The sequence below is a fragment of the Gemmobacter sp. LW-1 genome (genome assembly GCF_001303875.1).
Classification (GTDB): Bacteria; Pseudomonadota; Alphaproteobacteria; order Rhodobacterales; family Rhodobacteraceae; genus Gemmobacter; species Gemmobacter caeni.
Genome location: NZ_LJSC01000060.1, coordinates 49,054 through 74,517, shown reverse-complemented (window position 1 = coordinate 74,517; position 25,464 = coordinate 49,054). Strand labels below are relative to the sequence as shown.

The following is a 25,464-nucleotide window of genomic DNA, read 5'->3' as shown; positions in this document are numbered from 1 at the left end:
CTGACGGCGTAATGCAGGACAGTATGAGAGACAGCGAAAGCGAATGGTCGGTGCTGATGCGGGCTGCGATCGGCGGTGACGGGCGTGCCTATGCACGCCTGCTGACCGAGATCACGCCGGTGCTGCGCGGGATCGTGCGGTCGCGCGGGCGGACGCTGCCGTCGGACCGGCACGAGGACATCGTGCAGGATGTGCTGCTGGCGATTCACGAGAAGCGGCACACCTGGCGTCCCGACAGTCCGCTGAAGCCGTGGCTCTATGCCGTGACGCGGCACAAGGTGGTGGATGCCTTTCGTCGCCGGGGCGCATCGGTGCATCTGCCCATCGAGGATTTCACCGAATTCCTCGAAAGCGAGCCCGGCCCCGACCCGCTGGCGCGGCGCGATACCGACCGGCTGCTGGCCGGGATCGACGACCGTTCCGCTGCAATCGTGCGGGCGGTGGCGATTGAAGGCGAGGAAACCGGCGCCGTGGGCGCGCGGCTGTCGATGACCGAGGGTGCGGTGCGCGTGGCGCTGCACCGGGCGATGAAGAAATTGGCCCGTCTGGGCGCCGGGAGCGGCGGCGATAGACCGGGCCGGGGACGTGACGAATGAGAACCGAAGATCTCATTTCCCGACTGGTGGCGGAGCCGCCACGCCCGCCGCTTCGCGCGGCGGCGATGGCGCTGGCCATGCTGGTCGCACTGGCGCTGCCGCTGGGGTGGTTTCTGGGCAGCATGGGGATGCGGCCGGATCTGGAGGCGGCGCTGCTCGCGCCGGTGACGGCGGCGAAATCGCTGCTTCCCTTCGTGCTGGGCGCCACGAGTTTCGCGCTGGCGCTGCATCTCGCGCGGCCCGAGGCACGGGTGGGGCGTCGGCTGGTTCCGGCTGCGCTGGTCGGGCTGGCGGCGCTGGGGCTGTGGCTGGGCTTCTGGGTGCAGACGCCAACGCAGGCGCTGGGTGCGGCAATCCGTGGCTCTACCCAGGTGAAATGCCTGACGACCATTACCCTGATGTCCCTGCCGCCGCTGGCGGTAGGGCTGCTGATGCTGCGGCGCGGGGCGAGTTCTGCGCCCGCGCTGTCAGGGGCTGTGCTGGGGCTTGCCTGCGGTGGAATGGCGGCGGCAGGCTATGCGCTGCACTGCACCGAGGATAATCCGCTGTTCTACGTCACATGGTATGGTGCCGCGATTCTTGGCGCAGGTGGCATCGGCGCGCTTCTGGGGTGGCGTTTGCTGCGCTGGTAAGGCTTGCCGCTTCGGGTGTTATCGTTTTAACCTTGAAGCATCAGCGACAGCGGAGATATGGCGATGCAGGATATCGTGACGGGGCTGGAGGAACTTCTGGGCCCCGAGGTGGTCACCCGTGCGGGTGATGTGCCCGAAGCCTATCGCCATGACTGGTCTGGCCTGACCCCGGTGGAGCCGCTGGCGCTGTTGCGGCCCCGCGATACGGCGGGGGTGTCAGCGGCGCTGCGGTTCTGCAACGAACATGGCGTGGGCGTCGTGCCGCAGGGCGGGCGCAGCGGCATTTCCGGCGGCGCCATGCCGGTGGCGGGGGCGGTTGTGCTGTCGCTCGACCGGCTGAATCAGATCGAGGAGGTCGATCCGCAGATGGCCACGCTGACCTGTGGCGCGGGTGTGGTGCTGGAAAAGGCGCAGCAGGCAGCGGCGGAGGCAGGGCTGATGCTGGCCGTCGATCTGGGCGCGCGGGGGTCGTGCACCGTGGGCGGCGTTATCTCCACCAATGCGGGCGGCAATCAGGTGATCCGCTACGGCATGGCGCGCGAGCATGTGCTGGGGCTGGAGGTCGTTCTGGCCGATGGCACGGTGATCACCGCGCTGAACAAGATGCTGAAGAACAACGCCGGGCTGGACCTGAAACAGATGTTCATTGGCACCGAGGGGCTGTTGGGCGTGGTCACCCGCGCCGTGATGCGTTTGCAACCGCGCCCGCCCCACACCGCCACCGCCTTCCTTGGCCTTGCCGATACGGCGGCGGTGATCGACATGCTGGCCCGCGCCCGCGCGGCACTTGGCCCGCAACTCACCTCATTCGAGGTAATGTGGCCGAGCTTCTTTCACCATATGTCCGAAGGCACGGGCATCGGCAGCCCGCTGACTGGGCGCCATGGCGTCTATGTGGTGATCGAGGCCAGCGGCTTTGCCGAAGGCGGCGCCCGTGCCGCGCTGGAAACCTGCCTTGAGGCTGCGCTGGAGGCGGGCACAGTCGAGGATGCGGTGATCGCCGCCAACAGCCGCGAGGAGCGCGGGCTATGGGCCGTGCGCGAAAGCGTGGCCGAATTTGCCCGCGTGGTCGGCCCGATCATCGCCTTTGATGTCGGCCTGCCGCTGATGCGCATGGACGAGGCCGTGCGGCGCTGCGAAAGCGGTATTGCCGAACGCTGGCCCGGTGCGCTGGCGCTCAGCTATGGCCATATCGGTGACAGCAACCTGCATCTTGTGGTCTCGGTCCCTTCGGCTGGCAAGAACCAGCCGGAGTCCGGGGTCAAGAAGCTGGTCTACGGCATCGTGCGCGAGATGGCGGGCACGATTTCCGCCGAACATGGCATCGGCCTGATCAAGCGCGATTACCTTGCCTACAGCCGCAGCCCCGAGGAAATCGCCACCATGCGGGCGGTCAAGGCCGCGCTGGATCCGAAGGGGATTCTCAATCCGGGCAAGGTGCTTTCGCCCTGATTGAAAGAGCATGTGTCTGCAACCTTCTTATGGGCGGCCCGGTCAGTGCAGGGTCGCCCTTTCTTGTGGCGGAATCTGAAATATTGCACATTTTTTCAATGACTTGATAGTGAAAAGGTGGAGGGTGAACTTCGCTTTTCGGATATTTCAGGTTTGAACTTGTTTTATTTGCATATGCATGTTTTAATCCGCTTCATAAGAGTTTCGGCCGGGGTCCGGCGGGCATTGCCCGCACCGCTCCCGGTGATCGGAAAAAGCGGACGACAGAGCCGCTGCCGGTCTTGCGATCCTGACAGAAAAGACATCCAACGGAGGTTATGCTATGAGAATGTTCAAGGCCTTTGCCGCCGCGGCCCTGCTGGGGTCGTTCGGCACGGCTTCTGTGGCGGAAGATGTGATCGAAGCGGTCCACTTCACGCCGACCCAGGTGGGCTTTGCCCAAAGTTTCCTGCGCTTCGTCGACCGGGTGAACGAACGCGGCAAGGGTGTCGTGCAGATCAACGTGCGCGGTGGCCCTGAGGTTGTGCCGAACCCGCAGCTGGGCACGGCTCAGCAAAGCGGTCTGATCGACATGATGAATGCGCCTGCGGGCCTGTATCTGGAAATCGTGCCGGAAGGCGAGGTGTTCTCGGCCTCGGGGATCAAGCCCTGGGAAGCGCGTGAGAACGGTGGCTGGGATGCGATCGACAAGATCTATCAGGAAAAGGGCAATGCCAAGCTGCTGGCCCATGTCGACGCCGGGGCCGGTTTCTGGCTGTGGACCGTGGACGAGCCGAAGCTGACCGAGGATGGCATGCTGGATTTCAGCAAGCTCGTGATCCGCGCCTCGCCGCTTTACAAACAGTTCTTCGAAAGCCTTGGCGCGCAGATGATCGTGCAGCCGGCCGGGGATGTGTATACCTCGCTGGAGCGCGGCGTGATCAACGCCAATGCCTATCCTTCCATCGGGTACAAGGCCTTCGGCTGGGACAAGTTCACCCGCTACCGGGTCGAGCCGGGGTTCTTTCACCTCGACGTGCTGATCTCGATGAACCTCGATAAGTGGAACTCGCTTTCGGACGAATCGAAGAAGATTCTCAATGAGGTTGCCATCGAATACGAACGCGAAAGCTATGACGCGATTGCCAAGGAAGACCAGGAATCGCGCGCTGCGATGGAAGCCGAGGGCATGAAGGTGGTGGAAATGACCGGCGCAGGCCGTGACAAGTTCCTCGCCGAAGCTGCCAAGGCAAGCTGGGACCGCATGAAGGACCGCGATCCGACCCATGTGGAAGAGCTGCGCAAGTTGTTCCCCTGAGACCTGCCGGGCCGCACCTGATGTGCGGCCCTTTTCCTTGCGAGGGGGTGCGTGACCCGTGCTCCGCCCCCGACTGGTGCCAGAGTTCCCGACAGGGTGAACCGGCGCATGGCCCGGATGGGCTGCTTTGCGGATGGAGCGGATGACCACCTTCTTCGATATTGTCGGCCGGGTTTCCTGGCTGCTGGCCGTTGTGGCAAAACTGCTGATCGGGCTGCTGATCCTGTTCGTGGTGTCGGATGTCGTTGCCCGGAACCTCGGGATGCGCGCGCTGACCTGGGCCATTTCGGCCTCCGAATACAGCCTGCTGTATCTGACCTTCCTGTCGATGCCCTGGCTCGTGCGCAACAAGGGGCATGTCTTTGTCGTGTTCTTGCGGGGGCTTTTGCCGCCTGCCGGACGAGCGCTGCTGGAAAAGCTCATGTACATCGCCTGCATCGTGCTGTGCCTCTACCTCGGCTGGATCGCGGCAACCTCGCTGTCGGTGGCGGTGGCAAAGGGCACCTATGAAACCCGTACCTTCGACATGCCGAAATGGGCGGTGTTCCTGCCGATCATGCTGGGCTTTGGCCTGTCCGCGCTGGAGTGGCTGCGCTTCCTGCTGACGCCGGTGTCGATGTACGACATCAACCCGACCGAGATGGAGGGCATGTGATGGACTGGCTTTATCCTTTCGCCGTGCTCATCGGCTCGATCATCACGCTGATGGGGCTGGGCCTGCCGGTGGCCTTTGCCTTCTTCGCCACCAATATCCTTGGCGCGCTCCTGTACTTTGGCGGTACGCGGGGCATCACGCAGATGGTGGCGAATTTCAACGATGCGGTGGCGACCTATGCACTGGCGCCGCTGCCGATGTTCCTTGTTATGGGCAGCCTGTATTTCCGGTCCGGTCTGGGCGAGAAGGTCATCCACGCGCTTGATCTTGCCATCGGCAACCTGCGAGGGCGACTGTCCTATGTCGTGCTCAGCGCCGGGGCGATCTTCGCCGCGCTGTCGGGGTCGAGCCTTGCCAATGCGGGGATGATGGGCTCGCTGATGGCGCCCGAGATGCTGAAGCGGAAATATAAACCGCATATGGCCTATGGCCCGATCCTTGGCGCGGGCAGCCTTGCCGTCATCATCCCGCCCTCGGCGCTGGGGGTGCTGCTGGGTTCGCTGGCGCAGATCGACGTGGGGGCGCTGCTGATTGCCGGAGTGTTGCCGGGCCTGTTGCTGGTGTCGATGTATGCCGTGCTGATCTGGGTGCAGACCCGCATCGACCCCGAGGCCGCGCCGCAATACCCTGTGCCGCAGGTCACCGGCCGCGAAAAGCTGAAAGCCGTGCTGGTGAACATTATCCCCATGGGCTTTCTGGTCTTCATGGTGGTGGGCACCATCATCCTTGGCATCGCCACGCCGACGGAATCTGCCGGTCTGGGCTGTGCGGGCGTCGTGCTGTTGCTGATGGTCTATCGCAAGTTCAGCTTCGCGGTGCTGTGGAAGTCGCTGGATGATGCAATGAAGGTCACGGCGATGACCTTCCTCATCATCTCGGCTTCGATGACCTTCTCGCAGATCTTCGCCTTCTCGGGTGCCTCGAACGGGTTCATCCAGTATATCACCGGCTTCGACCTTGGCCCGCATGGCATCGTTCTGATGATGGTGGTGACGGTGCTGATCCTTGGCATGTTCATGGATCAGGTCTCGATGATGCTGATTACCCTGCCGCTGTTCATGCCGATCGCCAGCCAGTACGGGTTTGATACGGTCTGGCTGGGGCTGATCCTGCTGCTGGCCTATGAGGTGGGCTTCACCACGCCGCCGTTCGGCATGTTGCTGTTCGTCGTACTGGGCGTGGCGGAACCGGGGACATCCCTGAAAACCATCGCCATGTCGGCGCTGCCCTATGTGCTGCTGACGCTGCTTCTGATCGTGATCATCATGATCTTCCCGCAGCTGGCGCTGTTCCTGCCAAGCCTGATCTGAGGAGCTGGCCGATGACCTTTGCACTGGTGATGTTCTGGCAGGGTGGCGCGGCACTGACCGAGGCGGGGCGCGGCAGGCTGCGCGCCCTGCTGGGCGGGCTGGCGGGAGTGGATCGGTCGATCCTCTACACCCCCGCCAGGGCAAGCGATCTTTACACCGACGATGGCGCGGGCCCCACGCTGGGTGTGCAGATCGAGGCCCCGAGCCTTGAGGCGCTGGAGGCGGCTTGCGCCGCTGACGGCGCCTTGCAGGCGCTGGCCGATCCAGATTTCCTGCCGGAACTGGCGGGGGCTCAGGCGGATCAGCAGATGTTCGTCCTGCGCCGCTATCCGGTGGATGAGGCGCAGATGCAGACGCCCGCGGGCGAAATGCCCTGTTCCTATGTGGTGCACTATCCCGGCCCGGCACAGGATTATAATGCCTGGATGACGCATTACATCGCCGGACATCCGCCGATCATGCGCCGCTTTCCCGGCATTCGTGGCATCGAGATCCTGACGCGCTGCGACTGGATTTCAGCGCTGCCTTTCGCCCGTGCCGGTCACATGCAGCGCAACCGTGTGCTGTTCGACAGCCCGGCGGCGCTGACTGCCGCGCTGCATTCGCCGGTGCGCCACGAGATGCGGGCGGATTTCCATACCTTCCCGCCCTTCGAGGGTGGGAATTATCATTTCCCGATGTCAACCGAGGTGGTCTGAGCCTTATGGCAGCAGGATCAGCCGTCCGCGGCTGATCTCGCCCGCCGCAAGCCGCCGCTGCGCCTCCGCCGCCTGGTCCAGCGGCAGGCGGTCCGCGATCTGCGCTTTCAGCACGCCCTGCGCCGCAAGGTTCAGCACCTCGGCCACCACGCTGGCATCGTCCGTGATCATCGCGCGGGTGACGCGGACGCCGTGTTCCGCGCCGCGATCCTCGAACGGGGCGGCGGTCAGCCAGACCAGATGTCCGCCGCGTTTCAGAACGGCATAGCTGGCAGCATGGACCGCGCCGCCCATCAGGTCGAACACCACATCCTGCGGCGGCAGCTCGGTCATGGCATCGCGGTCATAAGCGATGATCCGCGTGGCCCCCAGACCGCCCACATAATCGGCGTTGCGGCTGTGGCAGGTGGCGCTGACCTCGGCCCCCAGATGGGCGCAAAGCTGCACCAGCAGCCCGCCCACCGCACCCGCGCCGGAATGCACCAGCACGCGCTGCCCCGCTGTCACTCCCGCCGTGCGGCAGGCGATCAGCGCGGAAAGGCCGGAGTTCACCAGCGCGGCGCCTTCTTCCATTCCCAGCGCATCGGGTAGCGGCACGGTCAGGGCCGCATCGGCGGCGATCATGCTGGCATAGCACCCTGCTCCGCGCGCGGGCGGCGCCATGACGGCGACGCGCTGTCCGGGCGTAAAGCCGGCGACGCCCGACCCGCAGGCGAGCACGCGGCCCGTGCCATCCCGGCCGGGGATCTTGGGAAATTCGGGCGTGAAATGCGCAGCCAGCATCCCGGCGCGCAGTTTCCAGTCCAGCGGCGCGACGCTGGCGGCCTCCAGCGCGACCAGAACCTGACCGGGGCCGGGCTCCGGGTCGGGCAGGGTGCCATGTTCCAGCACTTCCGGGCCGCCATAGCCGCGATAAAAGATAGCCCGCATCAGAACCCCTCCCGCGCGCGCGCCACGGCGGCGCCCGCAGCATCGGCCAGATGGCGCGCATCATTGCCGATCAGGAAGAAGGTGATGCCCAGTTCGCACCAGCCCGGCACCTCGTCAGGCGAAGCGCAGAACATGCCCACCGCCTTGCCCGCCGCGCGCGAGACCTTGGTGATGCGCTTGATCGCCGCCATCAGCCTTGGTCGCCCCTCCGGCCCCAGCGCGCCCAGCGTCACCCCCAGATCGCCGGGGCCGATGAAGATGACATCCACACCCTCCACGGCCGCGATGTCCTCGATATTCTCCAGCGCGCCGGGGGTTTCGGCCTGAATGGCCAGCAGGATGCGACTGTTCGCCGTCGCCAGATAATCGGGGATGCGATAGCCGAACCCCGCCGCGCGCCCTGGCCCGACCCCGCGCACTCCGACCGGCGGATAGCGCGTGGCGGCGACGGCGGCGCGGGCCTCGTCGGCGGTGGAGACGCGGGGCACCAGCACCCCGTCGGCGCCGCTGTCCAGCACGCCCGCGATGCTGTCGGGCAGATGCCCCGGCACGCGCATGATGACCGGCACGCCATGCAGTTGCGCGGCGCGGATCATCTCTTCCGCGCGCTCGCGGCCGATGGGGGCGTGTTCGCCGTCAAGACACAGGAAATCCGGCGCGGTGGCCGCGCAGATTTCCACCGCCGTCGGATGCGGGATGGCGCAGAACAACCCGGCCAGCGGCTCGGGGGCGATACAGCGGCTGCGGAAATCGGTCATCTGGGCCTCGCGCGCAGGAATGATATTTCAGGATTAAAGTATTTCCCCGTCCGCGCCGCAAGCCCCCTCGCGCGCCATGGCCTGCGTGAGCTCCGCCAGCCGGTCGCGCGCGGGCGACGGCGTGCCGCGATGCCAGACCAGCGCCAGATGCAGCCGCACCTCCATGTCGGTGACTGGCAGGAAGCGCACGCCGGGCGGGGGGCGGTGCCGCTGGTTCTCATTCACGAAGGCCATGCCCAGCCCGGCATTCACGAGTGCGAGGATGTCGGCCTCGCTTTCCGTCTCGGCGATGCGGCGCGGGGTAACCCCGGCACCGCGCAGTGCGGCGGTCAGATCATCCGACAGGCGTGGGCTGGCACCGCGACGAAAGCCGATCATGTCTTGTCCCTCCAGATCGGCCAGCCGCACCCCGGTCCGCGCCGCGAAGGGGGCGCCCGAGGGCACGGCGAGGATCATCCGGTGAAAGCCAAGCGCCAACTGCCCCAGCGCCGGATCGTCGGGCGGGTTATACAGGAACCCGGCATCCAGCGTGCCGCCCTGAATCGCTGCAAGCTGCGCGGGGGAGGACATGGCGCTGAGCGCGAGTTCGACCTGCGGAAATTCGGCGCGGAAGCGGCGGATGGTTTCGGGCAACAGGCCCTGCCAGGCCGCCACCTCGATCAGCCCCAGTCGCAGCCGCCCGCCAGTGCCAGCCGCTGCCGAACGCGCCGCCGCCACGGCGCGGGCAAGCTGTGCCTTCACCTCGCGCGTCTGGTCCAGAAACACCCGACCTGCCGGGGTCAGCCGCACCCCGCGCGGCAACCGCTCGAACAGGTCGATCCCCAGTTCCGCCTCCAGAAGCTGCATCTGACGGCTCAGCGCCGGTTGCGCGATGCGCAGACTGGTCGAGGCGCGACCGAAGTGTTCGGTCTCGGCAATGGCAATAAAATAGTGAAGCTGTCTCAGTTCCATGTGTTTTGATAGTAAGTTGCTATCAATCCGACAAGGCAATTGAATTGGAACGATGGGACAGCGGCCCCTAAGCTGACCGAAAGAACAGAGGTGCCCATGCTGCTGCCGACGCCCTTCCATGCCTTCGACCGCAAGGCGCAAACCCGCCCAGATCTACCCTTTGTCATGGCTCCGGCCAGCGCGGGCCTGCCGTATGCGCCGGAAGGATTCAGCTACACTTACGGTGCGGCGGCGGAACAGATTGCCGCCCTGCGCGTGGGCTATGCGGCGGCAGGTTACGGCCATGGGTCGCGCGTCGCGCTGATCTTGCAGAACCGGCCGGAGTTCCTGTTTCACTGGCTGGCGCTGAATGCGCTTGGCGCTTCCATCGTGCCGGTGAATGCCGATATGCGCCCCGACGAGCTGCGCTATCAGATGGAGAAATCGCAGGCCGAGTTGATGGTGGCGCTGCCTGAATTCGATGCGCTGGTGGCGGCGGGCTGCCCCGGGGATATGCCGCGCTGCCACCCCGGCGACGCGATCCCGCCCGCGAAGGCCCCCCGCCCCGCCGCCGAAGGCCAGCCGGGCGACGAATGCGCGCTGCTGTTCACCTCGGGCAGCACCGGGATGCCGAAAGCCTGCATCCTGTCGAATTACTACTTCATGAATGTCGCGGACTGGTATATTTCGACCGAAGGCATGGGCGGGTTGGCGGAGGATTGCGAAGTTTCGCTGACGCCGCTGCCGTTCTTCCACATGAATGCGCTGGGCTGCACGGCTGTGGGGATGATGGTCGTCGGTGGCTGCATCGTGGCGCTGGATCGCTTCCATGCCTCGCGCTGGTGGCAGACCGTGGCCGACAGCGGCGCGACCATTGTGCATGCGCTGGGCGTCATTCCGGCGATCCTGCTGCAACTGCCGTCCCACCCGGCTGAAACTGCGCACAAGGCGCGCTTTGCCTTCAGCCCCGGCGTTGATGCCGCGCACAAGATCGAATTCGAGCGGCGCTATGGCCTGCCGACCCTTGAAGGCTGGGCGATGACCGAGACGGGCGGCACCGGCGTCACCTGCACCTTCGGCGTCGATTGTCCGCCCGGCCAGCGCTGCATTGGTGTGGCGCGCAGCGGAATGGACTGGCGGCTTGTGGATGACGAGGGCCGCGATGTGCCCCCCGGCACCGCCGGCGAATTGTGGGTGCGCGCCAAGGGCGACGACCCGCGCAAGGGGTTCTTCACCGGCTATCTGGGCGATGAAAAGGCTACAGCGGAAGCCTGGGAGGGCGGCTGGTTCCATACCGGCGATGTGATGAGCGTCGATGCCGAAGGCCGGTTCTATTTTGTTGATCGCAAGAAAAGCATCGTGCGGCGGTCGGGTGAGAATATCTCGGCGCTGGAGGTGGAGATGGCACTGATCGCCGATCCGGCGGTGAGAACCGCCGCCGTCACGCCGGTTACCGATGACACGCGCGGCGAAGAGGTGTTTGCTTTCGTGGTGACGGAAGCTGCCGCCGACGCTGCCGCTGCAAATGCGCTGCTGGAACGTCTGGCGGCGAAGCTGAGTTACCACAAGCTGCCCGGCTGGCTTGCCTATACCAAGGCTCTGCCGGTCAGCTCGACCAACAAGCTTTTGCGCGGCGTGCTGAAATCTGATGCGGCCGAGGCGGTGGCATCGGGCCGCGCCTTCGATCTGAGGTCGGAAAAGACCGCGCTGCGCAAGAAGGCATGACAGGAAAGGACACGCGAATGACCCCCGAGAAAATCCTCTATACGGCTGAAATGACCTCGACCTCCGGACGTCAGGGCACGTCCAGCCGCCCTGACGGCAGCTTCCCGCTGGCGCTGACCATTCCGAAGGAACTGGGCGGTCCGGGCGGCGAAGGCACCAACCCCGAAGAGCTGTTCGCGGCGGGCTATTCGGCCTGTTTCATCGGCGCGCTGAAGCTGGTGGGGCGGCAGAAGAAAGTCAGCCTGCCGGATGACCTGAAGGTCACCGCGAAGGTCGGCATGGGGCCGGTGCCCACCGGCTATGGCCTGACGGTGGAACTGATCATCCACCTGCCGGGTGTCGAGCCGGCGCTGGCGCAGGAAATCGTGGAGGGCGCACATCAGCGTTGCCCCTATTCCAATGCGACGCGCGGCAATATCGACGTGACGCTGACGCTGGTCTGACCGGATGGCGCGGCGCGGGTATGAGGATGTCGTGCTGACGGTGCCGGTGACGGTGCCCTATCAGCGCTATTCGGTCGAAAGCACCGCCTGGTGGGCCGGGCGGGCGCTGGCTGCGCTGGCGGCGGGCGCGGGGATGAGCCATCGGGACTTCGACGGCTTTTCCTTCGCCAGCTTTTCCGCCGCGCCGGACAGTGCCATCGGCCTGACCCAGCATTTCGGCCTGTCGCCGCGCTTTCTGGATTTCGTGCCGCTGGGCGGGGTGGCGGGGGTCGTCAGCCTCCGCCGCGCTGCGCGGGCGGTGCAGATGGGCGACGCCGATGTGGTGGCCTGCGTCGCCGCCGAAACCAACGGCGTGCATACCTTCCGCTACGGGTTGGAGAATTTCAGCCGCTTTTCACAGGATGCCGTTTATCCTTACGGGGCCGGCGGGCCGAATGTGTCTTTCGCGCTGATCTGCCAGAACTACATGGCCCAGACCGGCGCAACGCGCGAGGATTTCGGCAAGCTCTGCGTCGCCATGCGCGACAATGCGTTGAAGAACCCCAATGCGCTGATGAAGAAGCCGCTGACGCTGGCGCAATATCTGGGTGCCCGCGCCATCGCGCCGCCGATCCACCTGTTCGATTGCGTCATGCCCTGCGCCGGGGCCGAGGCGTTTCTGGTGATGCGCGAGGAAACTGCCAAGGCGCAGGGCCTGCCCTATGCGCATCTGCTGGGCAGTATTGAACGGCACAATGCCTTTGCCGAAGACCCGGTGCAGATGCGCGGCGGCTGGGCGAAGGACATGCCGGAGCTTTACGCCATGTCGGGCACCACGCCCGCAGGGATCGACGTCGTGAACACTTATGACGATTACCCCTTTGTCTGCATGATGCAGTTCGAGGATCTGGGCTTCTGCAAGAAGGGCGAGGCGTCCGATTTCGTGCAGGCGCATGATTTCACCATCGCCGGGGACTTTCCGCATAACACCTGTGGGGGGCAGTTGTCGGCCGGGCAGGCGGGTTGCGGTGGCGGGCACATGGGCATTGTCGAGGTGCTGCGGCAGGTCACCGGGCAAGCCGGGCCGACGCAGGTTTCGGGCGCGAAACGCGGTCTGGCCTCGGGCTTTGGCATGATCAACTTCGACCGGGGGCTTGGCTCGGGCGCGGTGATCCTTGGCGGGGAGGGCGCGTGATGGCTCCGCTTCAACCACCGCGTCGCAAAGATCCGCTGAAACGCACGCGGCTGCCGCTGTTGCCGCCGGGCCAGCGCAGCCGCGCGGCGCATCACCTGACCGCTGCCGCCGCCGAGGGGCGCTTTGCCCTGCCGCGCTGTGCCGCTTGTGGCACCTTCCACTTCCCGGTGCGCGAGGCCTGCCCCGACTGCCTGTCGGCGCGGATCGAGATGGTCGAGGCGCCGGAGGGTGCCACCGTCCTGTCGCAGACCACCGCCGAAGTGCCCGCCGACAATTACTTCCGCGAGCGCGCACCGTGGCGGGTGGGGCTGGTGAAGATGGATGCCGGGCCGACCGCGCTGGTGCATCTGCATCCCGAAGGTATCGCCGGGTCGCGGGTGCGGCTTGTGCTGATGCTGGACCGCGCCGGGCAGGCGGTGCTTTATGCGGGGCCGGAACAGAAGGGGGCCGATCCGATGACCGATCCGCAATGGCGTGAGATGACCGCCGATCCGCTGCATCGCCGGGTTCTGATTACCGATGCGCGTAGCTTCGTGGCTCCGGCGCTGGTGAAGGCGCTGGTGGAGGCGGGCGCGCGCGAGGTGCGGTTGGGCCTGCCAGAGGCGTGGAAGCCCTTTGCGGCGGAGAAGCTGACCGCCCTGCCGGGGGTGAGCGTGGTGCCGCTGGATCTGGGCTCGGAACGGTCTGTCGCCGATCACGCGCGCGATTACGGTGGCAAAACCGAAATCGTGATCAATACCGCCGACCACATGCGCCCCGGTGGCGCGCTGGGTGGCAGTATAACCGCCACCCGCGACGCGATGGAGGCGGTGGTCTTTGGCCCGATGCGACTGGCTCAGGCGCTGGCCCCCGCGATGATCGGGCGCGGTGCCGACGGGCCGACCGGCGCGGCGGCCTGGGTCAACCTGCTGTCGGTACATGCGCTGGCGCCTTCGCCTGCGCTTGCCGGTTGGTCGGCGGCGCAGGCGGCGGCGCTGGCCTGGTCGCACAGCCTGCGGGCGGACCTGGCGCAGGGGGGTGTGAAGCTTCTGAACCTGTTCTGTGGTCCGACGGACAGCGACTGGTTCCAGACCTGGCCCCAGCCGAGGGTTGGAGGCTCTGCCGTCGCCACCGCTGCGGTATCCGGGCTGAAACGCGGGCTGGAGGAAATGTTCGTGGGCGATGTCGCCAAGGATATTCAGGCCCGGCTGGCCGCCAACCCCAAGGCGGTCGAACGCGAAATGCGGCAGGGATGAGGAGCATCGCATGACCAACCCGTTGACCCTGCTTGTTTCGGCACTCGGCTCCGGGGCGGTGGAGGTGGTGGACCTGACGCAGACCCTGCGCGAGGACAGCCCCACCATCGTGCTGCCGCCGGAATTTGGCGCCTCGGCCCCGGTGCGGATCGAACGCATCTCGCGATATGATGCCAATGGCCCGGCGTGGTATTGGAACAACCTCAGTTTCGGCGAACATACCGGCACGCATTTCGACGCGCCGGTGCATTGGTTCACCGGGCGCGACCTGCCGCTGAACACGGTCGATACGCTGCCGGTGGCGGATATGATCGCCCCGGCCTGTGTGATCGACTGCTCGGCGGAAAGCGCCGACCCGGATTTCCTGCTGACCATCGCCCATGTCGAGGCGTGGGAGGCGAAACACGGTCGCATCCCGGCGCGGTCCTGGGTGCTGATGCGAACTGACTGGTCGAAACGGCAAGGCGCGGCTTATGCCAACCTGCGCGACGATGGCGCCCATACCCCCGGCCCTGATGCGGCTGTGATGCGCTGGCTGGTCGACGAACGGGGCATCCTTGGCTTTGGCACCGAAACCATCGGCACCGATGCGGGGCAGGGCGGGCATCTGACACCGCCCTATCCTGCGCACCACTATCTGCATGGTGCCGGGCGCTACGGGCTGCAATGCCTTGCGGCGCTGGATCGCCTGCCGCCGACCGGGGCGGTGATCCTGGCCGCGCCGCTGAAGGTTCATGAAGGCTCGGGCAGCCCGCTGCGGGTGCTGGCCCTGATCCCGAAGGAGGGATGAATGCGCATCTACTGGCAAAGTTTCATCGACGCGACCGCCAGCGCGGCCTATCTGGCGAAGCTCTCGTCCTATCTGAACGAGATCGCCAGCCCCGGCACCACGGTCGAGGTGCATGGCATCTCGCCCCCCGACCGCGGTTTCGGCCGGTTGTCAGAATTCCGTTGTGCCGTGCAGGCGGTGGATCAGGGGATTCAGGCCGAGGCGGATGGTTATGACGCCATCGTCATGGGGCACTTTCAGGACCCTGGGCTTTATGAGCTGAAATCGGCGGTGGGCATCCCTGTCGTGGGCACCGGCGAAGCGACGCTGCATCTGGCGGCGCAACTGGGGCGGATGATCGCGCTGATCTCGCTGGATGACGTTTACCGCAACATGCACCGCGAACAGGCCGATCTTTACGGCCTTGGCCACCGGATCAGCCATATCGCCGGGCTGAACATTCTGCCTTCTGATTTCTCGGCGGCCTTTGCCGGGGACGAGGCCGCGAAGGTGCGGATGATTGACGGCTTCCGCAAGGTGGCCGAACCGATGGTCGCGGACGGCGCCGATGTCATCGTGCCGGCGGGTGTATTGCCGGGGCTGCTGATCGGCGGCGAATACGGGCTGAAGATCGGCGCTGCGCCGGTGGTGAACTGCGCTGCCGTCGCGCTGATGCAGGCGGAAATGCAGGTGCGGCTGCACCGGCTGAACGGGTTGGAGCCGAACCGCGGGCCGCATTGCTGCCGCGCGCCGGAACAGGCGATGGGCGATTTCCGCCAGCTTGCGACACAGGGCTTCCGGCGCGGCTGAGAATCCGCTGCGGTCATGTATTTCATGCTTGAAATATTGACCGCAGCCTCTAGTCTGATCCCGACGCGCGCCTCCTTTCCCCTGACCGACTGACCACAGGTCAGCCGCCTTTTTCACGAGGCTCCGATGACGCGACTGCATCCCCTGAAAGGCCCGAACAAGCTGAAGCTTGGTATCTTTGCGGCAAATGCCGACGGTGGGCTGGCCATTACCGATGTGCCTGAACGCTGGCGCGCGCTGTGGAACGACAATTTGTCGGCGGCGCAGATCGCCGACCGCGCGGGGATCGACTTTTTCCTGCCCATCGCCCGCTGGGCCGGGTTCGGCGGCAAGAACAAGGTGCGCGAATGGTCTTACGAGACCTTCACCTGGGCGGCGGGGCTTGCGGCGGCGACGCAGCGCATCGGGTTGTTCATGACCGTGCATGTGCCGATCGTGCATCCGCTTTACGCGGCCAAGGCGCTGGCGACGGTGGATCATATTTCGGGCGGGCGGGCCGGGCTGAACATCGTCTGCGGCTGGAACCCGAAGGAATTCGGGATGTTCAACATCCCGCTGGTGGAAAAGGGCTATGATCAGGCGTCGGAATGGCTGCGGATCATCGAGCAGGTCTATGCCGCCGAGGGGCCGATTGATCTCAACGGCGATTTCTACCAGCTGAAACAGGCGGTCAGCCGCCCGGCCAGCCTGCAAACCCCGCGTCCGGTGACGATGAACGCGGCTTTCGGTGGCCCTGGCCGTGACTTCGCGGCGGCGCATTGTGAATATCTGTTCACAACATTCACCGAGATTGCCGAGGCAGGCAAACATGTCGCGGATATTCGTGGCCGCGCCGAAAAGGTGGGTCGCGATGTCGGCTGTTATACCGTCTGCCATGTGGTCTGCCGCGAAACGCAGGCCGAGGCGGAAGAGTATTACGAACGCTATGCCGTGACACTGGCGGATAAAGAAGCCGTCGATCAGCATATGGCGGGCAAGAAGGAATTCTCGCATTCCCATGACGCCGATGCCTATGACCGTTATCGCAAGCGTTTTGCCGGTGGGGCGGGCAGCTATCCGCTGGTCGGCACACCGGAAAAGATTGTCGAAGAGATGAAGGCGATTTCCGAGCAGGGTTATGCCGGGATCGCGCTGTCTTTCGCCAACTACCTGTATGAACTTCCTTATTTCTGCGACAGGGTTCTGCCGCTTCTGCAAAAGGCGGGCCTGCGCACATGACGACGATTGCCGCGCTGCTGGCGGATAAAGCTGCCGAACGCCCCGATGCGCCGCTGTTCCTGCTGCCTGCCTCGGTTCAGGCGATGTGGGGCGCGAAGGCGCAATGGAGCTATGGCGAGGTTCAGGCCGAAGTGGCGCGGCTGGCGTCTGATTTCGCAGCGGCTGGCTATGGGCCGGGGCACCGGGTGGCGCTGCTGCTGGAGAACCGGCCCGAGCATTTCCTGCACTGGCTGGCATTGAACAGCCTGGGCATCAGCGCGGTGCCGCTGAACCCAGATGGCAGCGCCGAGGAGTTCGGCTATGTGCTGGGCCATAGCGGCGCGGTTCTGGCGATTGCGCTGGAAGCGCGTGCGGCCCATGTCCGCAGTGCCGCTGCCTCGCTGGGCCTGCCGGTCATCGGACCGGGTGAGGCCCCCCCGCCAGCCCCACCCGCGCCGGGTGGCGCTGCGGGCGAAGAGGCGGAGGCGGCGCTGGTCTATACTTCCGGCACGACGGGCAAGCCCAAGGGGTGCATCCTGTCGAACCTCTACTTCCTGAACTGGGGGCGCTGGTATGCCGCGCAGGGCAGCGCGATCTCGCTGCGTCCCTGGGCTGAGCGGCTGATGACGCCGCTGCCCGCGTTTCACGTCAATGCCTCGGGCCATTCCTTCATGGGGATGCTGACGACTGGCGGGGCGCAGATCATTGTGGATCGCTTCCACCCCCGCAACTGGTGGCACGAGGCGGCAGAGACGGGGGCAACCTGCTTCCATTATCTTGGTGTCATGCCCGCCATCTTGCTGGAACTGCCGGAAGGCCCCGAGGATCGCGCGCATGGCATGCGGTTCGGTCTGGGCGGTGGCGTGCATCCTGATCACCATGCGGTGTTCGAGGCGCGCTATGGTGTGCCGCTGCTGGAAGGCTGGGCCATGACGGAAACCGGCGGTGCCTGTGTGCTGTGCGCATGGGAGGAGCCACGCGTGTTGGGCAGCCGTTGCATCGGCAACCCCGCGCGCCCCGGCCCGGCGATGGAGGCGCGCGTGGTCGATGACACGGGCGCCGATGTGCCCGACGGAACGCCGGGCGAACTTTGGGTGCGGGCGTCGGGGGACGATCCGCGCCGGGGGCTGTTCTCGGGTTATCTGAAGAACCCGGAAGCCACGGCCGAGGCCTGGGCGGGCGGCTGGTTCCATACCGGCGATGTGGTAATCCGCGACGCGGCGGGGCGGCTTTACTTCAACGACCGCAAGAAGAACATCATCCGCCGCTCGGGCGAGAATATCGCTGCCATCGAGGTTGAAGGCGCGGTGGCCTCCTGCGCCGGTGTCGCACAGGTTGCCGTGGTCGCCATGCCCGAACCGCTGCGCGGCGAGGAGGTTCTGGCCGTCATCGTGCCGAAGGCGGGGCAGGACGAAGCCGCGCTGGCGCAGGCGGTGTTCGACCGTTGCGCGACGCAACTCAGCTACTTCAAGGTGCCGGGGGTAGTCGTGTTCGTGGACAGCCTGCCCACGACCTCGACCCAGAAGCTGCGGCGCGCGGATCTGGGCGCGCTGGCCGAGGCGCCCTTGGCGGCGCCCCGCAGTCATGACCTGCGGGCGCGCAAGCAGGGCCTGCGCGCCCGGTCTGATCAGTAGCGTTTCGCCATCGCCTCGACCGGCATGACGCGGATCTTGTCGGCGTTGCCAGCGGTGCCGAAAGCCTCGAACCGCTGTTTGCAGACTTCGGTCATCATGCCCATCGCGGCTTTCAGGTATTTGCGCGGGTCGAACTCTGCCGGATCTTCCGCAAAAGATTTGCGGATCGCGGCGGTCGCGGCAAGGCGGTTGTCGGTGTCGATATTGATCTTGCGCACGCCCGACTTGATGCCGCGCTGGATTTCCTCGACCGGCACGCCCCAGGTCGGCTTGATGTCGCCGCCATAGGCGTTGATGATCTTTTGCAGATCCTCAGGCACCGAGGAGGAACCGTGCATCACCAGATGGGTGTTCGGCAGGCGGCGGTGGATTTCCTCGATGACATGCATGGCGAGGATGTCACCATCGGGCTTGCGGGTGAACTTGTAAGCGCCATGCGAGGTGCCCATGGCGATGGCCAGCGCGTCGACGCCGGTTTCCGCCACGAATTTCTCGGCCTCCGCCGGGTCGGTCAGAAGCTGGTCATGGCTCAGCTTCTCGGTCGCGCCATGGCCGTCTTCCTGATCGCCCATACCGGTTTCAAGGCTGCCCAGAACGCCCAGCTCGCCCTCGACCGACACGCCGCAGGCATGGGCCATATCGACCACCGCCCTGGTGATGTTGCGGTTATAGGCGTAGTCGGCCGGGGTCTTGCCGTCCTCTTTCAGCGACCCGTCCATCATCACCGAGGTGAAGCCGTTCTGGATGGCGGTCGCGCAGGTGGCGAGGTTGTTGCCATGGTCAAGGTGCATGCAGACCGGGATGTCCGGGTAGGTTTCGGTCAGGCCGTCGATCAGGCGGGCCAGAACGCGGTCACCGGCATAGGCGCGGGCGCCGCGGCTCGCCTGAATGATCACCGGCGAATTGGTCGCCTTCGCGGCGGCCATGATGGCCAGCCCCTGTTCCATGTTCGAGATGTTGAAGGCGGGGACGCCGTAGCCGTTTTCGGCGGCGTGGTCGAGCAGTTGGCGAAGCGTGATCCGGGCCATGGAATCATCCTTGTCGGGGGTTGGGGGCGCCGAGGTAGCAGCCGATGGTATCGACCTCTTCCGCGGCACCGAAGATGAGTGCGGTATTCTCGTGAAGGGACTGCGGCTGCCGGTCAAGGATCGGCACGGCGCCATCGGTGGCCTTGCCGCCCGCCTGCTCCATCAGAAAGGCAATGGGCGCGGCTTCGTAGACCAGCCGCAGGCGGCCGTTCTCATACCCTTTGCGGCGGTCGGCGGGATAGAGAAACACGCCGCCTTGCAGCAGGATGCGGTGCAATTCGCCCACCGCTGCTGCCAGCCAGCGCATGTTGAAATCCTTGCCGCGCGGGCCTTCCTTCCCGGCGCGCAGATCGCGCGCCCAGGCTTGCAGCCCCTCGGGCCAGTGCCGTTCGTTCGAGGCGTTATAGGCGATGCTTTTCGTTTCCGGCTTCAGCGTCACACCCTCGCGGGCGATGCGGAACCCATTCAGCTCACGGTCGAAGGTGGCGATGATCACGCCTTCGCCCAGCGAGAAGCCGAAGTCGCAGCTATGCCCGAAAGAGGCATAGCCCGCCGCCACGATGGCGCGTCCGGTCCGCAAAAAGCCCTCGGGCGCGGCGGGCAGGATGGAAAACAGCATCCCCAGCGGCGCACCGATCCCGATGGAGCCGGAGCCGTCGATCGGGTCGATGGCCACGTCGAAGGCGCCTTCGGCGGAAAGGTCGATCACCGCCTCGGCCTCTTCCGACAGCACCTTGCGCACGCCAGCAGCGGCAAGGGCGGCCAGCATGTGATCATGCGCGGCGACATCCAGCGCCTTCTGCTTGTCGCCGGAATCGTTGGTGCCGACGATGGCCTCGGGGTCGCCATGCAGGCGTCCGGCGGCCAGCCGGTCGGCCAGCGGCGGCAAGGCATGGGCCAGCGCGGCGACAATGGCCGCCGCCCCGCCGCGCGCGCGCAGGTATTCGTCCAGCGGCGTGCCGGTGGCAGCGCCGTCATTGGGCAGGCGAAGCATCATTGCCCCTTTCGGATTGGCTGGGGTGCGGGCCAACGCACCCCGTCAAGCTCTCTCATCAAGCGATTACCGCTTGTTGTACTTCGCGTCCACCTCATCAATGGCGCAAACATTGCCGGCGGACCGGCCGCTCGCGTCAAAATTCATCGTTTCGGCCAGCCAGGCGTCGGCGATGGCCTTCGCAAGCTCGGTTCCGATGACGCGGGCGCCCATGGTGATGATCTGCGCATTGTTCGACAGCGCGGCGCGTTCGGCGGAATAGGTGTCATGCGTCAGCGCGGCGCGGATGCCCGGCACCTTGTTCGCCGCGATGCAGACGCCGATGCCGGTGCCGCAGACGAGGATCGCGCGGTCATAGGTGCCCGCCAGAACCTCGCTTGCTACGCGGTCCGAGAGGTTGGCGTAGAAGGTGTCGGGGCCAGCCTCGGTGCGGCTGATCTCGGCCACATCGTGCTTATCCTTCAGGTGTTCGGCCAGAACCTTGGCCAGACCTTCACCCGCGCTGTCGCCTGCAATTGCCAGTTTCATGTCGTGATCCTTCACAGTTTGGCAGCGCAACGGGCCAGAATGTCGAGGTAACCTTCGACATTCCAGGCCGAGCGCCCGATGAACAGCCCGTCGATATGCGGGCAGGAGATAAGTTCCTCGCAGTTGCCCGGATTGACCGAGCCACCATAGAGGCAGGGGATGCGGCGGCCGAGCACGTCTTCGGCCACTGTGATGATCTCCGCCTGCCGCGCATCGGCGTAATCGGAGGTCGCGGGGATGCCGTTCACCCCGATGGCCCAGACGGGTTCATAGGCCAGCAGGATCTGCGCCTGTTTCTGCGCCCCCGAAAGCTTGCCCAGGGCGCCACGCACCTGCGTCTCCAGCACCTCTTGCGTGCGGCCCGCTTCGCGTTCAGCCAGCGTTTCGCCGATGCAGATCAGCGGGATCAGCCCGTGGCGCACCGCCGCCTCGGTTTTGAGGCCGACGGTTTCATCGGTCTCGCCGAAATGCTCGCGCCGCTCGCTGTGGCCGAGTTCCACGATGTCCAGCCCGCAATCCTTCAGCATCACGGGCGAGACCTCGCCGGTCCAGGCACCGTCATCGGCCCAGTGCATGTTCTGCGCACCGGCCTTGACGCTGGTGTCGGCCAGCGCCGCCTTCACCTCGCGCACAAGGGTGAAGGGCGGGATGACGAAGCGCTGGATGCGCGGATCGCGCGCGGCGTCGGCAGCACGCAGCCCTTCAGCAAAGGCGCGACCTTCGGACAGCACCTTGTTCATCTTCCAGCTTGTGCCGATCCAGACTTGCGGTTCCATGTATCAATCCTTGGCAATGGTCAAAGCGATCCCCGCGCGGTCCAGCGCGGCGCGATCCTCAGGCGCGGGGGCATCGTCAGTGATGATGGTGTCGAACTCGGCCAGATCGGCCAACACATGCAGCGCCGAGCGGCCGAAACGGGCGTGGTTGATCAGCAGGCAGCAGCGGGCCGAAGCCGCCATCATGGCGCGCTTGGCGCGCACCACGGCGTCATCCATGTGAAAGGCTTGCAGGCCCGAGACGGCAGGGGAAGAGATGAAGGCGATATCGGCGCGCAGCCGTGCGAGTGCGCCTTCGGTCACCACACCGAAAAAGCCGTTGAATTTGGCGCTGAACACGCCGCCGAGGGCGATCAGCGTGATGCCCGCTTCGTTCTTCAGCCGGTCAAGGATGGCGGCATTGTTGGTGATGACGGTCAGCGGCCGCTTGTCCACCAGCGAGGCACCCAGCAGCGCGGCCATGGAGCCATCGTTGATCATCACCGTCATGCCCGGCTCGATCAGATCCAGCGCGGCGCGGGCCATGCGGGCCTTGGCGGCGCCGTCCTGCAATTCGCGGATGCGGAAGTCGCTTTCGAACTGAGTTCCGGCCTCGATGGTGGCGCCCCCGCGCACCTTGCGCAGCAGGCCCGCCTGTTCCAGATCGTCCAGATCGCGGTGAATGGTCATTTTCGACACGGCAAAGCGGTCGGCCAGGTCATCCAGATCGACGGCGCGCGCCTCGACCAGCAGATCCATGATCGCCTGTCTGCGTTCCTCGCGCTTCACGATTCCCTCCTGCTGCTGATCGCTTTCTAACATGGGCGCGGCATATCACAACAACATTATTGTTATGTTGTGATTTTATGATGTGATTTTTGTTGTGAAATCACAGAGCAGAAGTTACGTTAGCGCAAACAGGAGGACGCCCATGCCGATGGACAACGCCATCGCGGCCAAGGCCGCGCTTGACCCGCAGAACTTCGCTCTTGCCAACTGCCTGCGCGCGCTGGCCATCGACGCGGTGGAGGCGGCGAAATCCGGCCACCCCGGCGCGCCGATGGGGATGGCGGATGCGGCCGCAGTGCTGTTTCGCAAGCATCTGAAATTTGATGCGAAGAATCCCGCATGGCCGGATCGTGATCGTTTCGTGCTGTCGAACGGCCATGCTTCGATGCTGCTTTACGGGCTGCTGCATCTGACGGGCTACGAGGACATGACGCTGGATCAGATCCGCAACTTCCGGCAGTGGGGCGCGATCACGGCGGGCCACCCGGAATATGGCCATGCGCAGGGGATCGAGGTCACGACCGGGCCGCTGGGGCAGGGCATTGCCACCGCTGTCGGCATGGCGCTGGCAGAACGCAGGCTGGCGGCCGAGTTCGGCGCCGATCTGGTGGATCACCATACCTATGTGTTTCTGGGCGACGGCTGCCTGCAAGAAGGGATCGGGCAAGAGGCGATCAGCCTTGCCGGGCATTTGGGACTGGGCAAGCTGATCGTGCTTTACGATGACAATGCCATCACCATTGACGGGCCGACCTCGGTCAGCTTCTCCGAGGATGTGCCGGCGCGGCTGCGCGCCTGCGGCTGGCATGTGCAAAGCTGCGATGGCCATGACGGGCAGGCTCTGGATGCGGCCATCGCGGCGGCGAAGGCGGAAACCGCGAAGCCTTCGCTGATCGCGATGAAGACCGTGATCGGTTTCGGTTCGCCCGGCAAGGCAGGCACCTATGCGGTGCATGGCTCCCCGCTTGGTGCGGCTGAGGCCGAAGCGACCAAGGCGGCACTTGGCTGGACCGCCGCGCCGTTTGAAATTCCCGCCGAATTGGGCGCCGAATGGCGGGCCATCGGGGTGCGCGGGGCTGCGGACCGTGCGGCATGGGAGGCACGTCTTGCCGCACGCCCCGAGGCGGAACGCACCGAATTTCTGCGCCGCCTGTCGGGCGATCTGCCTGCCGGTTATGAGGCGGCACTGGCCGAAGCGCGCGCGGCGCTGTTCGCCCAGCCGAAGAAAGCCGCCACCCGCAAGGCCAGCCAGATGGCGCTGGAGGCGCTGACCCCGGCGCTGCCCGAAATGATCGGTGGTTCGGCTGACCTTACCGGCTCGAACCTCACGCGCGTTCCGGCGGTGGACAGCCAGTATACGCGCGAGGCGCCGGGCCGTTACATCGGCTATGGCGTGCGCGAATTCGGTATGGCGGCCGCGATGAACGGCCTCGCCCTGCATGGCGGGTTCATTCCTTATGGCGGCACGTTCCTTGTGTTTTCCGACTATTGCCGCAATGCGATCCGGTTGTCGGCGCTGATGGGTCTGGGCGTCGTCTATGTGATGACGCATGACAGCATCGGTTTGGGCGAGGACGGCCCGACCCACCAGCCCATCGAACACATGGCCTCGTTGCGCGCCATTCCGGGGCTGACGGTGTTCCGCCCCGCCGATGTGGTGGAAACGCTGGAAGCCTGGGATATCGCCATTCGCAACCGCCATGTGCCCTCGCTGATGGCGCTGTCGCGTCAGGACGTGCCGCAACTGCGTCTGGAGGCGGGAGCCGAAAACCTGACCGCGAAGGGCGCCTATGTGATCCGCCAGTTCGGCGAAGGGCGGGATGTGACGCTGATCGCGACGGGTACCGAGGTTGCGCTGGCCGTCGAAGCCGCCGGGGCGCTGCATGGCGAAGGCATAGCGGTTGTCGTGGTCTCCATGCCCTCGTGGGAGCTGTTCGAGGCTCAGCCCGCCGAATATCGCGCCGAGGTTCTGGGCAATGCCCCCCGCATCGCGGTTGAGGCTGCGGGCAAGTTCGGCTGGACCCGTTATGTCGCCACCGAGGATGACGTGATCGGTATGCCGGGCTTCGGCGCCTCCGCCCCGGCAGAGCGGCTGTATCAGGAGTTCGGGATCACCAAAGAGGCGATCATGGCGCGGGCAAAACTTTTGGCGCGGGGTTAATCCGCGCCCTGCATCAGTGCCATGGCGGTGGCCTCGTCGGTGATGAGGCCCCGTAACCTGCCGCTGTTCAACACCGCCCGCACAGCCGCAACCTTGCCCGGCCCGCCTGCGATGGCGACGACATGGCTGCCCTCCGGCCCGTCCAGATCCACGGCCAGGGTCCGTGCGGTCAGCGTGGTTTCCAGCACATGCCCGGCAGCGTCAAAGAAGTGGCCCAGCATCTCGCCCGCGCCACCCGCCGCATTGATTTCGGCGATCTCGCGCGGTTCGATCATGCCCGAGGCGACAAGCTGTGCATCGGCGTCGGCGGTGCCGATGCCCACCACCTTCAGCCCCGCGCCGTTCGACATGTCGAACACCTCGCGCACGCCGGGTTGTGCCAGCAGGATCGCCCGGTCCTCGGCCGAATTGGCGAAGAAGGGCACCGGCATGACATAGGATTGCGCGCCGGTCTTTTCGGCCATGCGGTGCATCACGTCATGCGGGTTGGCGGCGTAGTTCCGCGTCAGCCCGCCCAGAAGCGAGACGAAGCGTGTGCCCCCGGCGTCAAAGCGCGGCAGGTGTTGGACGGCGGCGGCCAGCGTGCGGCCATGGCCAAGGCCGATCACCGCATGTTCACCGCTTTCAATGACCCGCCGCAGGAAGCCCGCGCCCGCCAGACCCAGCGCGCGCAGCGGCAGCCCTTCTTCCCCCAGATCGGGGGCAACCTCGCAGCTTTCCAGCCCGTAGCGGGTGGCCAACTGTTGCTCCAGTTCCACGCATTCGACAATCGCGCCGTCGATGGACACCTTGACCGCCCCGTCCGCCACCGCCCGCGCGATCAGCCGGTGGGTTTTCACCGAGGGCAGGCCCAGCCGTTTCGCCACGGCGGCCTGTGTCAGCCCACCCGCGTAATGCAACCAGGCCGCGCGGATGGCGAGGCTTTCCTCGGGGTCAAGCGGGCTGCGGCGGGCCATGGGCTTCC

At 65.7% G+C, this 25,464-nt stretch carries 25 protein-coding genes; 16 read left to right on the top strand and 9 right to left on the bottom strand.

Annotated features, from left to right (window positions below; all coding sequences use genetic code 11):
* Positions 1 to 23 precede the first annotated feature (23 nt).
* The 7 genes from AO684_RS19125 to AO684_RS19095 all read left to right on the top strand — a co-directional run bounded on the left by AO684_RS19125 (position 24) and on the right by AO684_RS19095 (position 6,640).
* Positions 24 to 596, top strand: coding sequence for a sigma-70 family RNA polymerase sigma factor (locus tag AO684_RS19125; protein WP_200907837.1), 573 nt, complete (start codon positions 24 to 26; stop codon positions 594 to 596).
* Positions 593 to 1,228, top strand: coding sequence for an NrsF family protein (locus AO684_RS19120; RefSeq protein WP_054304330.1), 636 nt, complete (start codon positions 593 to 595; stop codon positions 1,226 to 1,228). The genes AO684_RS19125 and AO684_RS19120 overlap by 4 nt, the downstream gene beginning before the upstream one ends.
* 63 nt (positions 1,229 to 1,291) lie before the next feature.
* A complete protein-coding gene (locus AO684_RS19115; RefSeq protein ID WP_082401131.1) occupies positions 1,292 to 2,680 on the top strand; it encodes an FAD-binding oxidoreductase in 1,389 nt (462 codons plus the stop codon).
* Positions 2,681 to 3,002: 322 nt separating this feature from the next.
* Complete coding sequence (gene dctP, locus AO684_RS19110) at positions 3,003 to 3,977, top strand: TRAP transporter substrate-binding protein DctP (RefSeq protein WP_082401123.1); 975 nt, start codon at positions 3,003 to 3,005, stop codon at positions 3,975 to 3,977.
* A 142-nt stretch (positions 3,978 to 4,119) separates the two neighbouring features.
* Complete coding sequence (locus AO684_RS19105; RefSeq protein WP_054304327.1) at positions 4,120 to 4,632, top strand: TRAP transporter small permease; 513 nt, start codon at positions 4,120 to 4,122, stop codon at positions 4,630 to 4,632.
* A complete protein-coding gene (locus AO684_RS19100) occupies positions 4,632 to 5,942 on the top strand; it encodes a TRAP transporter large permease subunit (protein ID WP_054304326.1) in 1,311 nt (436 codons plus the stop codon). Before AO684_RS19105 ends, AO684_RS19100 begins: the two co-directional genes overlap by 1 nt.
* A gap of 11 nt (positions 5,943 to 5,953) precedes the next feature.
* Positions 5,954 to 6,640 (top strand): hypothetical protein, encoded by a 687-nt coding sequence (locus tag AO684_RS19095; RefSeq protein ID WP_054304325.1) that lies wholly within the window; start codon positions 5,954 to 5,956, stop codon positions 6,638 to 6,640.
* Positions 6,641 to 6,643: 3 nt separating this feature from the next.
* Here AO684_RS19095 and AO684_RS19090 read toward each other — a convergent pair whose 3' ends face one another.
* Genes AO684_RS19090 through AO684_RS19080 form a run of 3 tightly spaced genes read right to left on the bottom strand, consistent with a single transcriptional unit; the run spans position 6,644 to position 9,279 of the window.
* The gene (locus AO684_RS19090; RefSeq protein ID WP_054304324.1) at positions 6,644 to 7,570 is read right to left on the bottom strand and encodes an NADP-dependent oxidoreductase; all 927 of its coding nucleotides are present in this window, start codon (positions 7,568 to 7,570) and stop codon (positions 6,644 to 6,646) included.
* The gene (locus AO684_RS19085) at positions 7,570 to 8,328 is read right to left on the bottom strand and encodes an HpcH/HpaI aldolase/citrate lyase family protein (protein ID WP_054304323.1); all 759 of its coding nucleotides are present in this window, start codon (positions 8,326 to 8,328) and stop codon (positions 7,570 to 7,572) included. Before AO684_RS19085 ends, AO684_RS19090 begins: the two co-directional genes overlap by 1 nt.
* Before the next feature lie 33 nt (positions 8,329 to 8,361).
* The gene (locus AO684_RS19080; RefSeq protein ID WP_054304322.1) at positions 8,362 to 9,279 is read right to left on the bottom strand and encodes a LysR family transcriptional regulator; all 918 of its coding nucleotides are present in this window, start codon (positions 9,277 to 9,279) and stop codon (positions 8,362 to 8,364) included.
* 96 nt (positions 9,280 to 9,375) lie between these two features.
* Between AO684_RS19080 and AO684_RS19075 the strand changes: the two genes are divergently transcribed.
* The 8 genes from AO684_RS19075 to AO684_RS19040 all read left to right on the top strand — a co-directional run bounded on the left by AO684_RS19075 (position 9,376) and on the right by AO684_RS19040 (position 18,245).
* The gene (locus tag AO684_RS19075; protein ID WP_054304321.1) at positions 9,376 to 10,983 is read left to right on the top strand and encodes an AMP-binding protein; all 1,608 of its coding nucleotides are present in this window, start codon (positions 9,376 to 9,378) and stop codon (positions 10,981 to 10,983) included.
* A 17-nt stretch (positions 10,984 to 11,000) separates the two neighbouring features.
* Positions 11,001 to 11,426, top strand: a complete 426-nt coding sequence (locus tag AO684_RS19070) for an organic hydroperoxide resistance protein (protein WP_054304320.1) — start codon at positions 11,001 to 11,003, stop codon at positions 11,424 to 11,426.
* 4 nt (positions 11,427 to 11,430) lie between these two features.
* Positions 11,431 to 12,600 (top strand): thiolase family protein, encoded by a 1,170-nt coding sequence (locus tag AO684_RS19065; protein WP_054304319.1) that lies wholly within the window; start codon positions 11,431 to 11,433, stop codon positions 12,598 to 12,600.
* Positions 12,600 to 13,835: an SDR family NAD(P)-dependent oxidoreductase gene (locus tag AO684_RS19060; RefSeq protein WP_054304318.1), complete on the top strand. Its 1,236-nt coding sequence runs from the start codon at positions 12,600 to 12,602 to the stop codon at positions 13,833 to 13,835. The genes AO684_RS19065 and AO684_RS19060 overlap by 1 nt, the downstream gene beginning before the upstream one ends.
* 10 nt (positions 13,836 to 13,845) lie before the next feature.
* On the top strand, positions 13,846 to 14,625 hold the full coding sequence (locus AO684_RS19055) for a cyclase family protein (RefSeq protein WP_054304317.1): 780 nt from the start codon (positions 13,846 to 13,848) through the stop codon (positions 14,623 to 14,625).
* A complete protein-coding gene (locus AO684_RS19050; protein ID WP_054304316.1) occupies positions 14,626 to 15,414 on the top strand; it encodes an aspartate/glutamate racemase family protein in 789 nt (262 codons plus the stop codon).
* A gap of 126 nt (positions 15,415 to 15,540) precedes the next feature.
* On the top strand, positions 15,541 to 16,632 hold the full coding sequence (locus tag AO684_RS19045; protein WP_054304315.1) for an LLM class flavin-dependent oxidoreductase: 1,092 nt from the start codon (positions 15,541 to 15,543) through the stop codon (positions 16,630 to 16,632).
* Positions 16,629 to 18,245: an AMP-binding protein gene (locus tag AO684_RS19040; protein ID WP_054304314.1), complete on the top strand. Its 1,617-nt coding sequence runs from the start codon at positions 16,629 to 16,631 to the stop codon at positions 18,243 to 18,245. The genes AO684_RS19045 and AO684_RS19040 overlap by 4 nt, the downstream gene beginning before the upstream one ends.
* On the opposite strand, the gene fba is transcribed toward AO684_RS19040, so the two are convergent.
* From fba to AO684_RS19015, 5 genes are all read right to left on the bottom strand, one after another.
* Positions 18,239 to 19,273, bottom strand: coding sequence for a class II fructose-bisphosphate aldolase (gene fba, locus AO684_RS19035; protein ID WP_054304313.1), 1,035 nt, complete (start codon positions 19,271 to 19,273; stop codon positions 18,239 to 18,241). The two genes, AO684_RS19040 and fba, sit on opposite strands and share 7 nt — an antisense overlap.
* A gap of 4 nt (positions 19,274 to 19,277) precedes the next feature.
* Positions 19,278 to 20,267: a class 1 fructose-bisphosphatase gene (locus AO684_RS19030; protein WP_054304364.1), complete on the bottom strand. Its 990-nt coding sequence runs from the start codon at positions 20,265 to 20,267 to the stop codon at positions 19,278 to 19,280.
* 66 nt (positions 20,268 to 20,333) lie between these two features.
* Positions 20,334 to 20,795 carry an RpiB/LacA/LacB family sugar-phosphate isomerase gene (locus tag AO684_RS19025; RefSeq protein WP_054304312.1) on the bottom strand — a complete coding sequence of 154 codons (462 nt, stop codon included), beginning with the start codon at positions 20,793 to 20,795 and terminating at the stop codon, positions 20,334 to 20,336.
* 11 nt (positions 20,796 to 20,806) lie between these two features.
* The gene (locus tag AO684_RS19020; protein WP_054304311.1) at positions 20,807 to 21,571 is read right to left on the bottom strand and encodes a triose-phosphate isomerase; all 765 of its coding nucleotides are present in this window, start codon (positions 21,569 to 21,571) and stop codon (positions 20,807 to 20,809) included.
* Between the two features lie 3 nt (positions 21,572 to 21,574).
* A complete protein-coding gene (locus AO684_RS19015; protein ID WP_054304310.1) occupies positions 21,575 to 22,339 on the bottom strand; it encodes a DeoR/GlpR family DNA-binding transcription regulator in 765 nt (254 codons plus the stop codon).
* Positions 22,340 to 22,481: 142 nt separating this feature from the next.
* On the opposite strand from AO684_RS19015, the gene tkt reads away from it, so the two are divergent.
* On the top strand, positions 22,482 to 24,500 hold the full coding sequence (gene tkt / locus AO684_RS19010; RefSeq protein WP_054304309.1) for a transketolase: 2,019 nt from the start codon (positions 22,482 to 22,484) through the stop codon (positions 24,498 to 24,500).
* Here tkt and AO684_RS19005 read toward each other — a convergent pair.
* A complete protein-coding gene (locus AO684_RS19005; RefSeq protein ID WP_054304308.1) occupies positions 24,497 to 25,456 on the bottom strand; it encodes a sugar-binding transcriptional regulator in 960 nt (319 codons plus the stop codon). The genes tkt and AO684_RS19005 overlap by 4 nt on opposite strands.
* Positions 25,457 to 25,464: the final 8 nt, after the last annotated feature.

What these genes read in the sequence shown, in the direction of transcription:
- AO684_RS19125 (WP_200907837.1), top strand. Translation starts at nt 24, where the DNA reads ATGAGAGACAGCGAAAGCGAATGGTCGGTGCTGATGCGGGCTGCGATC.
- AO684_RS19120 (WP_054304330.1), top strand. Translation starts at nt 593, where the DNA reads ATGAGAACCGAAGATCTCATTTCCCGACTGGTGGCGGAGCCGCCACGC.
- AO684_RS19115 (WP_082401131.1), top strand. Translation starts at nt 1,292, where the DNA reads ATGCAGGATATCGTGACGGGGCTGGAGGAACTTCTGGGCCCCGAGGTG.
- dctP (WP_082401123.1), top strand. Translation starts at nt 3,003, where the DNA reads ATGAGAATGTTCAAGGCCTTTGCCGCCGCGGCCCTGCTGGGGTCGTTC.
- AO684_RS19105 (WP_054304327.1), top strand. Translation starts at nt 4,120, where the DNA reads ATGACCACCTTCTTCGATATTGTCGGCCGGGTTTCCTGGCTGCTGGCC.
- AO684_RS19100 (WP_054304326.1), top strand. Translation starts at nt 4,632, where the DNA reads ATGGACTGGCTTTATCCTTTCGCCGTGCTCATCGGCTCGATCATCACG.
- AO684_RS19095 (WP_054304325.1), top strand. Translation starts at nt 5,954, where the DNA reads ATGACCTTTGCACTGGTGATGTTCTGGCAGGGTGGCGCGGCACTGACC.
- AO684_RS19090 (WP_054304324.1), bottom strand. Translation starts at nt 7,570, where the DNA reads ATGCGGGCTATCTTTTATCGCGGCTATGGCGGCCCGGAAGTGCTGGAA.
- AO684_RS19085 (WP_054304323.1), bottom strand. Translation starts at nt 8,328, where the DNA reads ATGACCGATTTCCGCAGCCGCTGTATCGCCCCCGAGCCGCTGGCCGGG.
- AO684_RS19080 (WP_054304322.1), bottom strand. Translation starts at nt 9,279, where the DNA reads ATGGAACTGAGACAGCTTCACTATTTTATTGCCATTGCCGAGACCGAA.
- AO684_RS19075 (WP_054304321.1), top strand. Translation starts at nt 9,376, where the DNA reads ATGCTGCTGCCGACGCCCTTCCATGCCTTCGACCGCAAGGCGCAAACC.
- AO684_RS19070 (WP_054304320.1), top strand. Translation starts at nt 11,001, where the DNA reads ATGACCCCCGAGAAAATCCTCTATACGGCTGAAATGACCTCGACCTCC.
- AO684_RS19065 (WP_054304319.1), top strand. Translation starts at nt 11,431, where the DNA reads ATGGCGCGGCGCGGGTATGAGGATGTCGTGCTGACGGTGCCGGTGACG.
- AO684_RS19060 (WP_054304318.1), top strand. Translation starts at nt 12,600, where the DNA reads ATGGCTCCGCTTCAACCACCGCGTCGCAAAGATCCGCTGAAACGCACG.
- AO684_RS19055 (WP_054304317.1), top strand. Translation starts at nt 13,846, where the DNA reads ATGACCAACCCGTTGACCCTGCTTGTTTCGGCACTCGGCTCCGGGGCG.
- AO684_RS19050 (WP_054304316.1), top strand. Translation starts at nt 14,626, where the DNA reads ATGCGCATCTACTGGCAAAGTTTCATCGACGCGACCGCCAGCGCGGCC.
- AO684_RS19045 (WP_054304315.1), top strand. Translation starts at nt 15,541, where the DNA reads ATGACGCGACTGCATCCCCTGAAAGGCCCGAACAAGCTGAAGCTTGGT.
- AO684_RS19040 (WP_054304314.1), top strand. Translation starts at nt 16,629, where the DNA reads ATGACGACGATTGCCGCGCTGCTGGCGGATAAAGCTGCCGAACGCCCC.
- fba (WP_054304313.1), bottom strand. Translation starts at nt 19,273, where the DNA reads ATGGCCCGGATCACGCTTCGCCAACTGCTCGACCACGCCGCCGAAAAC.
- AO684_RS19030 (WP_054304364.1), bottom strand. Translation starts at nt 20,267, where the DNA reads ATGCTTCGCCTGCCCAATGACGGCGCTGCCACCGGCACGCCGCTGGAC.
- AO684_RS19025 (WP_054304312.1), bottom strand. Translation starts at nt 20,795, where the DNA reads ATGAAACTGGCAATTGCAGGCGACAGCGCGGGTGAAGGTCTGGCCAAG.
- AO684_RS19020 (WP_054304311.1), bottom strand. Translation starts at nt 21,571, where the DNA reads ATGGAACCGCAAGTCTGGATCGGCACAAGCTGGAAGATGAACAAGGTG.
- tkt (WP_054304309.1), top strand. Translation starts at nt 22,482, where the DNA reads ATGCCGATGGACAACGCCATCGCGGCCAAGGCCGCGCTTGACCCGCAG.
- AO684_RS19005 (WP_054304308.1), bottom strand. Translation starts at nt 25,456, where the DNA reads ATGGCCCGCCGCAGCCCGCTTGACCCCGAGGAAAGCCTCGCCATCCGC.